Raw genomic sequence first — 13,239 nt, forward strand, 5'->3', positions numbered from 1 at the left:
CGGGCGAGACATTCTTTGAGGAGCGCTGCAATGGCCTTCAAACTGACCGACTACGAAGCCTATGACTTCGCCAATCGCCGCCACATCGGCCCGTCGCCCACCGAGATGCGCGACATGCTGCAGGTGATCGGCTTCAAGACGCTGGACCAGCTGATCGACGCCACCGTCCCGCCCGCGATCCGGCAGAAGGAGCCGCTGGACTGGGGCCCGGCGATGACGGAACGCGATGCGCTCTTTCACATGAAGCAGGTGGCGGGCAAGAACAAGGTTCTGACCTCGCTGATCGGTCAGGGCTATTACGGCACCACCACCCCGGCGCCGATCCTGCGCAACATTCTGGAAAACCCGGCCTGGTACACCGCTTACACGCCCTATCAGCCCGAGATCAGCCAGGGCCGGCTAGAAGCGCTGCTGAACTTCCAGACCATGGTCAGCGACCTGACCGGGCTCGATGTGGCCAACGCCTCGCTGCTGGACGAAGCCACTGCCGCGGCAGAAGCCATGGCAATGGCCAAGCGCGGCGGCCGGTCCAAGGCCAATAACGCGGCCTTCTTCGTCGACCGCAACTGCCATCCGCAGACCATCGCGGTCATCAAAACCCGCGCCGAGCCGCTGGGCATCGACGTGCAGGTGGGCGATCCCGATCAGCTGGATGCAGGTGCCGTCTTTGGTGCAATCTTCCAGTATCCGGGCACCCATGGCCATGTGCGCGACTTCACGAACGAGATCGCGGCGCTGCATGAACATAACGCCATCGCCGTTGTCGCCGCCGACATCCTGTCGCTGGCGCTGCTGAAATCCCCCGGCGAGATGGGCGCGGATATCGCCATCGGCTCGACCCAGCGCTTTGGCGTGCCGATGGGTTATGGCGGCCCGCACGCCGCGTATATGGCGACCACCGACAAGCTGAAGCGCTCGATGCCGGGCCGGATCATCGGGGTCAGCATCGACAGCCGCGGCAACAAGGCCTACCGCCTGGCGCTGCAGACCCGCGAGCAGCACATCCGCCGCGAAAAGGCGAACTCGAACGTCTGCACCGCGCAGGCGCTGCTGGCCGTCATTGCTTCGATGTATGCGGTCTATCACGGACCCGACGGCATCAAGGCGATCGCGCAATCGGTGCACCGCAAGACCTCGCGCCTGGCCGCCGGTCTGGAAGAGGCGGGCTTTGCGGTGGAACCCGAAGTGTTCTTCGACACCATCACGGTCGAGGTCGGCCACCTGCAGAACGTGGTGATGGAGGCCGCCGTGGCCCGTGGCGTCAACCTGCGCAAGGTCGGCGAGACCCGCGTGGGCATCAGCCTGGACGAACAGACCCGCCCCGAAACCATCGAGGCGGTCTGGGGTGCCTTCGGCATCGACCGCAAGGATGACAGCTCGAACAAGCAATACCGCCTGCCGGATTACGCGCTGCGCGAAAGCGAGTACCTGACCCACCCGATCTTCCACAAGAACCGGGCCGAGGCCGAGATCACCCGCTATATGCGCCGTCTGGCCGACCGCGATCTGGCGCTGGACCGGGCGATGATCCCGCTGGGCTCGTGCACCATGAAGCTGAACGCCACGATCGAGATGATCCCGGTCACCTGGCCCGAGTTCGGCAACCTGCATCCCTTCGTGCCCGAAGATCAGGCGCGGGGCTATCACGAGATGATTGCGGACCTGAACGACAAGCTGTGCCAGATCACCGGCTATGACGCAATCAGCCAGCAGCCCAACTCGGGCGCGCAGGGCGAATATGCGGGCCTTCTGACCATCCGCAACTATCACTTCGCCCGTGGCGAAGGGCAGCGCAATGTCTGCCTGATCCCGACCTCGGCCCATGGCACCAACCCGGCTTCGGCGCAGATGGTGGGCTGGCAGGTTGTGCCGGTGAAATCGGATGACAAGGGCAACATCGATCTGAATGACTTCCGCGAAAAGGCGGAAAAGCATTCGGACCATCTGGCCGCCTGCATGATCACCTACCCCTCGACCCATGGCGTGTTCGAGACCACCGTGCAGGAGGTCTGCCAGATCACCCATGATCACGGCGGTCAGGTCTATATCGACGGCGCCAACATGAACGCCATGGTCGGCCTGTCGCGCCCCGGTGACATTGGCGGCGATGTCAGCCACCTGAACCTGCACAAGACCTTCTGCATCCCGCATGGCGGTGGCGGCCCCGGCATGGGTCCGATCGGCGTCAAGGCGCATCTGGCCGAGCATCTGCCGGGCCACCCGGAATATGGCACCGCCGTGGGCCCGGTCTCGGCGGCCCCCTTCGGCTCGCCCTCGATCCTTCCCGTCTCATGGGCCTATGTGCTGCTGATGGGCGGTGCGGGGCTGACGCAGGCCACCAAGGTGGCGATCCTGAACGCCAACTACATCGCGGCGCGGCTCAAGGACGCCTATCCGATCCTCTACACATCGGAAACGGGCCGGGTGGCGCATGAATGCATCCTCGACACAAGGCCGCTGGACGAGGCGGCGCATGTCACCGTCGACGATGTGGCCAAGCGTCTGGTCGATTCAGGCTTCCACGCCCCCACGATGAGCTGGCCGGTGGCCGGAACCCTGATGGTCGAGCCCACCGAATCCGAACCCAAGGACGAGCTGGACCGTTTCTGCGACGCCATGCTCTCGATCCGCTCGGAAGCGCAGGACATCATCGACGGCAAGATCGACGCGGAAAACAACCCGCTGAAAAACGCCCCTCACACGGTGCGTGATCTGGTCGGCGACTGGGACCGCCCCTACACCCGCGAACAGGCCTGCTTCCCTCCGGGCTCCATGGGCGTCGACAAATACTGGTCCCCCGTCAACCGCGTCGACAACGCATACGGCGACCGAAACCTCGTCTGCACATGCCCACCCATGGACGCATACGAAGACGCCGCAGAGTAACACAACCCTACCCCGCCGAAACATCGGCGGGGTTTTTCGCCAATCGGAAACGCGTGTTCTGATTTGTGCCCGTTTCAGATGTCGTTTTTACCCGGTAAAGCGTCTTTTCTGCTTGCTGCAGGTGCGAAGGCCCCCTAGGTCTGTCCGTGGGACACCCCTCCCCAACGAGGGGCGTGTATCTGGAAGGGTAATACACATGACGATCGAACAACCGGCGACGCGGCCGGCAAATCCGCGTTTTTCTTCGGGCCCCTGTGCCAAACCCCCCACATTTGACCTGACAAAACTGGCTGATGCCGCATTGGGCCGGTCGCACCGCGCCGCTGTCGGCAAGGATAAGCTGAAGGCGGCCATCGAAGGCACGCGCGAGATTCTGGGCATTCCGGCGGATTACCGCATTGGCATCGTTCCCGCCTCGGACACCGGCGCGGTTGAAATGGCGCTGTGGTCTTTGCTGGGTGCGCGCAAGGTCGAGATGCTGGCCTGGGAAAGCTTTGGGTCCGGCTGGGTGACCGATGTGGTCAAGCAGCTGAAGATCGACGCCGAGGTGAAGACCGCGGATTACGGGCAGATCGTTGATCTGGCCTCGGTCGATTTCGCAAATGACGTGGTGTTCACGTGGAACGGCACAACCTCGGGTGTACGGGTACCCAATGGCGACTGGATTGCCGATGACCGCCAGGGCCTGACGATCTGCGATGCAACCTCGGCGGCCTTTGCGATGGATCTGCCCTGGGACAAGCTGGATGTAACAACCTTCAGCTGGCAGAAAGTGCTGGGCGGCGAAGCAGCCCACGGGATGCTGATCCTCAGCCCGCGTGCTGTTGAACGGCTGGAAAGCTATACCCCCGCATGGCCGCTGCCCAAGATTTTCCGCCTGACCAAGGGCGGCAAGCTGATCGAAGGCATCTTTACCGGGGCAACGATCAACACGCCGTCAATGCTGGCGGTCGAAGATTATCTGTTTGCACTGGACTGGGCCCGCTCGGTGGGCGGATTGCAGGGGCTGATCGCGCGTGCGGATGCCAATGCGGGTGCGGTACACGCGTTCTGCGACCAGAACGGCTGGATCGCAAACCTGGCAGAGGATGAGGCGACACGGTCGAACACTTCGGTCTGCCTGAAGTTCACCGACGCGCGTATTCAGGACGGTGCAGCCTTTGCCAAGGCGGTCGCCAAGCGACTTGAGGCCGAGAATATCGCACTTGATATCGGCGCTTATCGCGACGCGCCTGCGGGCCTGCGCATCTGGTGCGGCGGTACGGTTGAAACCTCGGATATTCAGGCGATGCTGCCCTGGCTGGCATGGGCCTTTGCGACCGAGATCAAAGCGCAGGCGCAGGCTGCCTGAGTTTCATGTGCCGGGCTGAAGCCCGGCCTACCCCATCACTGATGTAAGGCGGGCGTCAGCCCGCTACCCCCTGAAGAATTCAAAGGACCAACCAAAATGGCTCCCAAAGTACTCGTATCCGACAATCTCAGCGAAACCGCAGTGCAGATTTTCCGCGACCGTGGCATTGACGTGGATTTCATGCCCGAGCTGGGCAAAGACAAAGACAAGCTTGCCGAGGTGATCGGTCAATATGATGGCCTCGCCATCCGTTCGGCAACCAAGGTTACACCGACCCTTCTGGAAAAAGCCGACAGGCTGAAGGTCATCGGCCGCGCCGGGATCGGCACCGACAATGTCGACAAAGAGGCAGCCTCGAAAAAAGGGGTGATCGTGATGAACACACCCTTCGGCAACATGATCACCACCGCCGAACACGCCATCGCGATGATGTTCGCCGTGGCGCGGCAAATCCCCGAGGCCAGCACCTCGACCCATGCGGGCAAGTGGGAAAAGTCCAAGTTCATGGGGATCGAGCTGACCAACAAGACACTGGGCGTGATCGGTGCCGGTAACATTGGTGGCATCGTGTGCGAACGTGCGTTGGGCCTGAAGATGAAAGTCATCGCTTATGATCCTTATCTGGGCGAAGAGAAAGCGTCCAAGATGGGCGTCGAAAAGGTCGAGCTGGACGAACTGCTGGCGCGCGCCGATTTCATCACCCTGCATGTGCCGCTGACCGATCAGACCCGCAACATCCTGAGCCGCGAAAATCTGGCCAAAACCAAAAAGGGTGTACGGATCATCAACTGTGCCCGTGGCGGTCTGGTCGATGAAGTGGCTCTGGCCGAGATGCTGCAATCCGGTCATGTTGCCGGAGCGGCCTTTGACGTGTTCAGCGAGGAACCCGCCAAGGATAACGCGCTGTTCAACCTGCCCAACGTGGTCTGCACGCCCCATCTGGGCGCGGCGACCACCGAGGCGCAGGAGAACGTGGCCTTGCAGGTGGCTGAACAGATTTCGAACTACCTGCTGACGGGCGCGGTCGAGAACGCGCTGAACATGCCCAGCGTGACAGCGGAAGAAGCCAAGCTGATGGGGCCGTGGATCAAGCTGGCAGGTCATCTGGGCAGCTTCATCGGCCAGATGACGGATGAACCGGTCAAGGCGATCAACATCCTCTATGACGGTGTGGCCGCTGAAATGAACCTGGCTGCGCTGAACTGTTCGGTGGTCGCGGGGATCATGAAAAAGTTCAACCCCGAGGTGAACATGGTCTCGGCCCCTGTGGTCGCGAAAGAACGCGGGATCAAAATCTCGACCACCAATCAGGATAAGTCAGGTGTTTTTGATGGCTATATCAAGGTCACGGTCGTAACGGACAAACGTGAACGGTCGATCGCGGGTACGGTGTTCAGCGATGGCAAGCCGCGCTTCATCCAGATCAAAGGCATCAATATCGATGCCGAGGTCGGCGCTCATATGCTGTACACCACCAACGAAGACGTGCCCGGCATCATCGGCACGCTGGGTCAGACCATGGGTGAGAACAACGTTAACATCGCCAATTTTACCCTCGGCCGCACAGAGGCTGGCGGCGAAGCGATTGCGTTGCTCTATGTCGACGAACCGGTCCCGGCCGAAGCACGGGCAAAGCTTGCCGAAACAGGTCTGTTCACGCAGATCAAACCGCTGGAATTCGACGTCGCCTGATCGCGGCTGTTGAGTTTAAGAAACAGTTCAGGACCCGGTTATGCGAATACCCGGGTCCTTTCTTCTCTGATTTCGCAATCTGAGTCACAAGCGAGCTGACTCATACCGCCGGAGGATTCTATGACTTTGCCAGTCTATGCCATTGGTGATCTGCACGGGCAGGTGGCCGAACTGGACCGCGCGCTGTCTCTGATCCAAAGCGATGGCGGCCCCGATGCTCAGATCGTGTTTCTTGGTGATTACGTGGATCGCGGCCCTGACAGTCGCGGGCTGATTGACCGCCTGATTGCCGGGCGTGATGCTGGCCGGAACTGGATCACTCTGTTGGGCAATCACGACCGCATGTTTGCCTGGTTCATGGAGGACACTCCGCGCCACGATCCGCATTTGTTGGTGGGATACCACTGGCTGCATGACAGGTTGGGCGGGGTCGACACCCTGCGCAGCTATGGGGTGGAATTCGAAGGTCAGATCCGCCTTGAAAACCTGCACCGTATGGCTAAGACAGCCGTGCCGAAGTCGCACCTGACCTTCCTGCGCGATCTGGTGGTGATGCATCAGACGCCCGAGATTGTCTTTGTTCATGCGGGTATCCGTCCGGGTGTGCCGCTGAATGAACAGCAGGCAAGTGATCTGATCTGGATCAGACAGGACTTCCACGACTACCACGGCCCGCATCCCAAACTGATCGTTCATGGTCACACGCCTGTGGATCAGGCGACGCCTTATGGCAACCGGATCAATCTGGACACGGGGGCCGGATACGGACGCCCGACGGGCGTCGCCGTATTCGAGGGACAGAATTGCTGGGAACTGACCGAACAGGGTCGAACACTGTTGACGCCCTGACCGTCCCGCATGGGTATGACACTGGAGATTGGAATATGTACGTCGCCACTTTGCTGACCAACCCGGTTGCACCCTCGCTGGACCGTGCCCTGCCTGAATCGCTGCGCAACGCGTGGGGCGGTGGAGATGTCCTGTGGCTCAGCCCGGACGAGGCGGTCGAGTTTGAGCTGAGTGACATGCCCGCCAATCGCTGGGACGTTTGGGCTGATCTGCAAGGCATGGGCGTGGACCTGATTGTGCAGCCCGCACAGGGGAGGCGCAAAAAGATGCTGTTGGCCGATATGGACAGCACCATGATCCAGCAGGAATGCATTGACGAACTGGCGGATGAGGCTGGCGTCGGCGAAAGGGTCAAGGACATCACCGCCCGCGCCATGAACGGAGAGCTGGATTTCGAAGGTGCTCTGATCGAACGGGTTGGTCTGCTGAAGGATCTGGATGAAAGCGTCATTGGCAAAGTCCTGCGCGAACGGATCACCCTGATGCCCGGCGGACAGGCGTTGCTGGCAACAATGCGAGCCAACGGTGCCTATGCTGCAATGGTGTCCGGTGGCTTTACTGCCTTCACCGCGCGGGTGGCAGAGCTGCTGGGGTTCGATGAAAACCGCGCCAACACTCTGCTGGCCGCAGATGGCAAACTGACGGGCGATGTGGCGCGTCCCATATTGGGGCGGCAAGCCAAGATCGAGGCGCTTGAGCAGATTTCCACGCGTCTTGGGTTGTCCGAAAATGACGTGATCGCCGTGGGCGACGGGGCCAATGATCTGGGCATGCTGGAGCGGGCCGGAACCGGGGTTGCCCTTCACGCCAAGCCGTCGGTGGCCGCGAAATGTGACGTGCGGGTGAATCACGGCGATCTGACGGCACTGCTTTACCTGCAAGGGTACAGTCGCTTGGATTTTGCCGAATCCTGACAGGGCTTTTCATTATTTAACATTTGTGTTAAATAGAGGTTATGAGCACGCTTCTGACCACCTTTTCCGCTTTGTCCGATGCCACCCGGTTCTCGATTGTCGAGCAGCTGATGGAGCAGGGCGAACTGCCCGCCGGTGACCTGATCGAAGGGCGCGGAATGTCCGGTGCTGCGATTTCGCGCCATCTGAAAGTGTTGCGCGAGGCAGGGTTGGTGCAGCAGCGCGTGCGGGGCACCCAACGGATGTACTCCATCCGGTCCGACGGGCTGCGGATGATTGCCGACTGGACGATCTCCAAACGGCAATTCTGGGAAAGCAGCCTCGATCGCCTCAGTGATATTATCGAAAGGGAGAAGTCATGGCCGACCTGAAACTGGAACGGGACTTCCCCGTCAGCCCAGAGGATCTGTTTGTATGGATCAGCGACGGCAGCCGGTTGTTGCAATGGTGGGGGCCCGAAGGGATGCACGTGCCTGAGCACAATCTGGATTTCTCGCGCACCGGCCCGTGGTATTCGGTCATGGAAAACGGCGAGGGTCAGCAAAACAAGGTCTCGGGCCACGTCACGCATGTCGACCCGCCAAACTCGGTGGGGTTTACCTGGGGCTGGCATGACGATCAGGATCAGCGCGGGGCCGAAAGCCACGTTTCCTTCACAGTCACAGCGACGGGCGCAGGGTCACGCTTGGTTTTGGACCACCGCGAACTGGCCGATGCCGAAGCAGCCGCGAACCACAATCAGGGCTGGACGTCTTCGCTGCGCAAACTCGAAGCGAAGTGCAAATAAGGTTTCATCAGGGAGGAGCGATATGCCCCAATATTTGTTTGTCTATCACGGGGGACACACCCCGACCGACCCCGCCGAGATCGAGGCGACCATGGCCGCTTGGGGCGCATGGTTTCAGGGTATGGCCGAAGCGTTAGAGATCCCCGGCAACCCGGTCGGACAGTCCTATACGGTCAGCAGCAGCGGGGTTGTCGACAATGGCGGCGCAAACCCGGCCTCGGGCTTTACCGTGATCAAGGCCGACAGTATCGAAGCCGCGACCGAGATGGCCAAGGGCTGTCCTATGGTCGTCAATGGCTCGGGCTCGGTCGAGGTGGCCGAGGTGCACGAGATCGAGATGTAGGGGCCTTAGCCGGGGAAACCCGGCGCAGGTTTGATCACGCCGCATTCCAGCCCCCGGCGGCTGTATTGCGTGGCGTTCATGAACTTGCGGGTGGCCGGGTGATCGGCCTCCAGCACACCAAGGCTCACCAGAATAGCGGCGATGGCGCATTCGCTGGCCCGCGTGGTGCCATCGGTGATCTTCAGCGCAACGCCCATGCGTTTTTTCGGGATGATGGCCACAAACACCGCCTCGGCCCCGGTCTTGATGGCAACACGCCCGTTCATGGCGCGCATCAGTTCGGTGCAGGCACGTGTCTCACCGGCTACCAGTTGCGGGTGTTTTACCATTGCCGCCACCAATTGCACCGCCGCCTCGCTGGAACGGTCGGACCGATCCGAGGCGCTGGAGAACCATGCCATCGACCGGGCCAGCCCGGCCAGCGACACGGCGAAATTCGGGGCGGAACAGCCGTCAATACCGTAACCGGGGCTGGTTTCGCCTGACGTCTCTTCGATGGCAGACAAGCAGGCCTGCTGCACCGGGTGATCGATTTCCAGATATTCCGGTCCTGCGCCCATATGCTGACCCAGTGTCAGGAAACCACAATGCTTGCCGGAACAGTTGTTGTGGATCTGGCACGGGGTGTCATCCGCCAGGATCAGCCGATCCCGCGCGGCAGTGTCCGCTGGCTCCTGTGGCCCGCAGCGCAAGTCGTGCTCGCTCAGCCCCAGATGATCAAGCCACGCTGTTACGCGGTCGGTATGGATCGCAGCCCCATTGTGTGACGCGCAGGCCAATGCAAGATGTTCGCTGTTCAATCCGTATTTTGCAGCGGCTCCCGACGTGACCAGCGGAAGCGCCTGAATCATCTTGGCGGATGAGCGCGGATAGATAACCGCCTGCGGGTCGCCCCAGCTGCGCACGATCTGGCCGGTGTCGTCGCAGATGACCGCGTGGCCCAGATGCAGGCTTTCCAGCAAGTTGCCACGCCACAGTTCTGTCATTGCTACGGGCTGCGTCATCTGGACCTCCGAAATTAATGCGCAAAATTCTGCCAATCGCCCTTTCGCCTGTGGCGAAACCTGCGTTAGTGTGTGTATGTCGGCAATCATCGGAATGCGCAACGGAATAGACGGGCCGGAAGGGTTCGCAGCCATGTCCGATGGATTTGAGGTATCGGTCGAGCTAGGAGGCTGGACAAATGGGATCAATGCTCGTTCGTACGATTGCGGGCCTGTGTGTGGCAGGCATCGCCGCGACTTCTGCAATCGCCCAGCAGGCGACAAGCACAAACCGGGTTGCTGCAAAAACGGACTGGAGCGTTTTTGTCGAAGATGATCCCACCGAATGCTGGAGCGTTTCGGCCCCCAAGGAAACCGTGAACACCCGGGGCGGGCGCGTCGTATCCGTGCGGCGCAGCGACATCCTGTTGTTTGTGTTCTATCGGCCCAATGCCGAGGTCAAAGGACAAGTGACCTTTACCGGCGGCTATCCGTTTGCACCGGGATCGACAGTGAACCTGAATGTCGACGGGTCCGAGTTTGAACTGTTCACCGAAGGTGAGTGGGCCTGGCCTGCGTCAGATGCAGATGACGCCAAGATCGTCACCGCGCTGAAACGCGGAACCGAGGCTGTTCTGACTGCCCGGTCCGAACGCGGCACGCAAACCAAGGACACCTTCTCGCTGCTGGGCTTTACCGCAGCAATCGAAGACGCCGAAAAGCGCTGCACCAAGTAAGCACCCCGACCTAAGCAAATGGTCGCGTCATTGGCGGCGCTTTTCTTATGTGGACTTCCGTCAAGTGGGTCAGTCCATGCTGCGATTGCTCAATCCGCCCTCAAATGGCAGGATTGAGCCCAACCTGTGAATTCGAATTCTTCGCCGCGAGCGCACGCAGCGTGAAAATCGCCGCACGTGCTCGGTTCATGGCACTGCGCGGCGGCGGAGATAGCTGCCATTCAGCCATGGTGCAGAGAAACTTTGGTTGGCGAGGATCAAGTTGCGGGACAAAGCTGCCATTTCGCTACGACTGAGTGCATTTCAACTTTCTCGCGGTTTGCAGACATTCGTTTTAAGTTGCCTCGCGTCGCACGAGCTCAGCCTGCGCCGTCCGCATTTCGGATCAAAGCGGCCAGCCGATAGAAGCCGTGGACGAATTTCGAGTATGGTAGCGTGAGGAACAATGTCAGCACCAAAGCAAGGTGGAGCGTGAGGAGATAGGGTTCGAGACCCGAATCTGAAGCGACATATAACAACAGACCAGACGTGCTGACAGCAAAGAGCAACAGGACGAATGCCATGTCGCCGCCGCGCACACGGGCATCGGACAATCTCCCATCGGCCCGCAATTTGAGCGATGCCATACAGAGGGTGCCTGCGCTTAGCATGAGACCGCCAGGTATTCCGAAGAGTTTTGGCAAACTAAACAACCCATAGGGTGCAGGCATATCAAAAACATAATGCAGTACTGTGCCAGAAGAGGTCGATGCAAAGCACAGCAAAAATCCCCACATCGTTAATTGATGCGCGATGCGGCGGGCATTGCTGAACCGGTCCTCATCTTCGAAATTACAGCCTTGCCCCTGCCCACCTGCCAGATTGCGCATGCTTGCCACGTCCCGCATCGCGCGGTTTAGGTCGCACAGCCTGATCCGCCCGCCCTCTACATGCGTCCAATACCGGCGTAGCGACACAAACGTAGCAAGAAAAGGCAACACAAAGGCGGGCGCAAAAACGGCGACCATCAAGGAATGGCTCATGTAGGCATAAAAACCGGCTCCATCGTTGGTCTTTTGCAAGGTCCCAGTGGCAAAAATCAAAGCAAACAGGCACAGAACAACCAAAGCGCCAATGGCAACACCGTGCCGGTCATAGGCCCGCGCAAACCCTGAAGGCCATGCGAACTCCTTCCAACTGTCGGTACGCACCTCTGCCAATATGCGCGGCAGGTTTATCGCAAACTCATGCGGTTCGGTGTATTGGCAGGCGTAGTAACAGCCACGGCAATTGTGGCACAGGTTGGCCAGTTGGGTGATGTCTCCATCGGCGAACTCGGTTTGGCGGGTGATCGCCGGGAACACGGCGCAGTAACCCTCGCAATAGCGGCACGCATTGCAAATCTCGATCTGCCGGCGGGCCTCTTGCCTTGTTTCAGCTGACATGCGCTGCGGCCTCCCTGCCTGCGATACGGCCAAAGACCGTGCCAATGGTCATCCCGAACCCGGCCAGATAGCCCTCGCCAAGGATCGACCCTGCCATGATTTCACCCGCCGCCCAGACGTTGGGCAGCGGCGCGCCGTTCGCCTGCACCCGCGCGGTTTCATCGACCTGAAGCCCGAGATAGGTGAACGTCACGCCGGGCCGCAGTTCATAGGCATAAAACGGAGGCTCGACCAAAGGACGCGCCCAATTGGTTTTGGGCGGTGTGAGGCCTTGGGTGGCCAGGCCGTCCAATTCCTGCGGACTGAAAGGCCCGTCGCCGCAGGCCGCATTGAACGCCTCGATGGTGCGCAGCGCCTGTTCTGGCAGGCCAAGCTTGATCCGCAAGGCATCAAGCGTCTCTGCCTTGATGGGCGGAAAAACCGACGGCATGAACAGATCGCGCGCGCGTGCATCAATGATGGAATAGGCCACCTGATCGGGCTGCGCCGCCACCAGCCGCCCCCAGATCGCGTAGCGTTTCGGCCAGACGTCTTCGCCCTCGTCATAAAACCGCTGACCGTCCTTGTTCAGAACCACTGAAAACGGCACACAATCTAGCCGCGTGACGATCCCGCCGTCAAACTTCGGTGCGCGCCCGTCAATGGCCACCGCATGACACTGGGTCGGATCGCCCACACTGCCCGCCCCCTGATCCAGGATGTCGCGCCAAACGACGCCGCGATTATAAGGCGTACCGCGGATCAGGAAGTTGCGGGCCGCAGGGCCCCAGGCTTCGGCCAGCCAGTCCAGATCGGCCTGAAACCCGCCGGAGGCAATCACCAATGCACGGCCTTGGATGTGCGTGCCGTCCTTCAACTCAACATGGGCAAACGCACCCTCGGCCATCCCCACATGCACCACCTCGGCCTCATAGCGCACCTCGACGCCCAGATCCTGCGCCCTCCGGTAGTAGGCATTCACCAGCGCTTTGCCGCCGCCCAGAAAGAACGCATTGGTCCGCCCAAGGCTCAGTGTGCCAGACAGCGAAGGCTGAAACCGCACCCCGTGCGCCTCCATCCAGGGAAGGCAGTCCTGCGAGGTTCGAATAACCATCCGCGCGAGTGCCTCATCGGTGTTCCCATTGGTCACGCGCATCAGATCGTCAAAATACTCGTCCTCCCCGAGCGTGTTGCACAAATCGTTTCCGATGCGTAGCTGGTCCTTTGATTTGACTGCGGGATGCTGTGATGCCTTTCAAATTCAATGCGTCGCGGCGGGATAAGTTTGCGAAGG

The 13,239-nt window shown here is 60.5% G+C and carries 12 protein-coding genes; 9 read left to right on the forward strand and 3 right to left on the reverse strand.

Annotated features, from left to right (window positions below):
- The first annotated feature begins 30 nt into the window (after positions 1-30).
- The 8 genes from gcvP to AC2FNC_RS11630 all read left to right on the forward strand — a co-directional run bounded on the left by gcvP (position 31) and on the right by AC2FNC_RS11630 (position 8,822).
- Positions 31-2,886, forward strand: coding sequence for an aminomethyl-transferring glycine dehydrogenase (gene gcvP / locus AC2FNC_RS11595; RefSeq protein WP_480493921.1), 2,856 nt, complete (start codon positions 31-33; stop codon positions 2,884-2,886).
- A gap of 196 nt (positions 2,887-3,082) precedes the next feature.
- Positions 3,083-4,237: a phosphoserine transaminase gene (locus AC2FNC_RS11600; RefSeq protein WP_480474210.1), complete on the forward strand. Its 1,155-nt coding sequence runs from the start codon at positions 3,083-3,085 to the stop codon at positions 4,235-4,237.
- A gap of 96 nt (positions 4,238-4,333) precedes the next feature.
- A complete protein-coding gene (gene serA, locus AC2FNC_RS11605) occupies positions 4,334-5,929 on the forward strand; it encodes a phosphoglycerate dehydrogenase (RefSeq protein WP_480493919.1) in 1,596 nt (531 codons plus the stop codon).
- Positions 5,930-6,049: 120 nt separating this feature from the next.
- Positions 6,050-6,778 carry a metallophosphoesterase family protein gene (locus AC2FNC_RS11610; protein ID WP_496715404.1) on the forward strand — a complete coding sequence of 243 codons (729 nt, stop codon included), beginning with the start codon at positions 6,050-6,052 and terminating at the stop codon, positions 6,776-6,778.
- Positions 6,779-6,813: 35 nt separating this feature from the next.
- Positions 6,814-7,692 carry a phosphoserine phosphatase SerB gene (gene serB, locus AC2FNC_RS11615; protein ID WP_496715406.1) on the forward strand — a complete coding sequence of 293 codons (879 nt, stop codon included), beginning with the start codon at positions 6,814-6,816 and terminating at the stop codon, positions 7,690-7,692.
- A 41-nt stretch (positions 7,693-7,733) separates the two neighbouring features.
- Entirely contained in the window at positions 7,734-8,063 is a 330-nt protein-coding gene (locus tag AC2FNC_RS11620) for an ArsR/SmtB family transcription factor (protein ID WP_480493917.1), read from the forward strand.
- Positions 8,051-8,479 (forward strand): SRPBCC family protein, encoded by a 429-nt coding sequence (locus AC2FNC_RS11625; protein ID WP_496715407.1) that lies wholly within the window; start codon positions 8,051-8,053, stop codon positions 8,477-8,479. Before AC2FNC_RS11620 ends, AC2FNC_RS11625 begins: the two co-directional genes overlap by 13 nt.
- A 22-nt stretch (positions 8,480-8,501) precedes the next feature.
- Positions 8,502-8,822: a YciI family protein gene (locus AC2FNC_RS11630; RefSeq protein ID WP_267364302.1), complete on the forward strand. Its 321-nt coding sequence runs from the start codon at positions 8,502-8,504 to the stop codon at positions 8,820-8,822.
- 5 nt (positions 8,823-8,827) lie between these two features.
- Here the strand turns inward: AC2FNC_RS11630 and AC2FNC_RS11635 are convergent, their stop codons facing one another.
- Positions 8,828-9,826 (reverse strand): asparaginase, encoded by a 999-nt coding sequence (locus AC2FNC_RS11635; RefSeq protein WP_496715408.1) that lies wholly within the window; start codon positions 9,824-9,826, stop codon positions 8,828-8,830.
- A gap of 179 nt (positions 9,827-10,005) precedes the next feature.
- On the opposite strand from AC2FNC_RS11635, the gene AC2FNC_RS11640 reads away from it, so the two are divergent.
- Positions 10,006-10,542, forward strand: coding sequence for an invasion associated locus B family protein (locus AC2FNC_RS11640; protein ID WP_480474205.1), 537 nt, complete (start codon positions 10,006-10,008; stop codon positions 10,540-10,542).
- Positions 10,543-10,901: 359 nt separating this feature from the next.
- On the opposite strand, the gene tcuB is transcribed toward AC2FNC_RS11640, so the two are convergent.
- Together tcuB and tcuA are read right to left on the reverse strand one after the other, a co-directional pair.
- The gene (tcuB, locus tag AC2FNC_RS11645) at positions 10,902-11,966 is read right to left on the reverse strand and encodes a tricarballylate utilization 4Fe-4S protein TcuB (RefSeq protein ID WP_496715410.1); all 1,065 of its coding nucleotides are present in this window, start codon (positions 11,964-11,966) and stop codon (positions 10,902-10,904) included.
- Complete coding sequence (tcuA, locus tag AC2FNC_RS11650; RefSeq protein WP_496715411.1) at positions 11,956-13,101, reverse strand: FAD-dependent tricarballylate dehydrogenase TcuA; 1,146 nt, start codon at positions 13,099-13,101, stop codon at positions 11,956-11,958. The genes tcuB and tcuA overlap by 11 nt, the downstream gene beginning before the upstream one ends.
- Positions 13,102-13,239: the final 138 nt, after the last annotated feature.

It is taken from the genome of Ruegeria sp. BHSA123, from assembly GCF_059613425.1.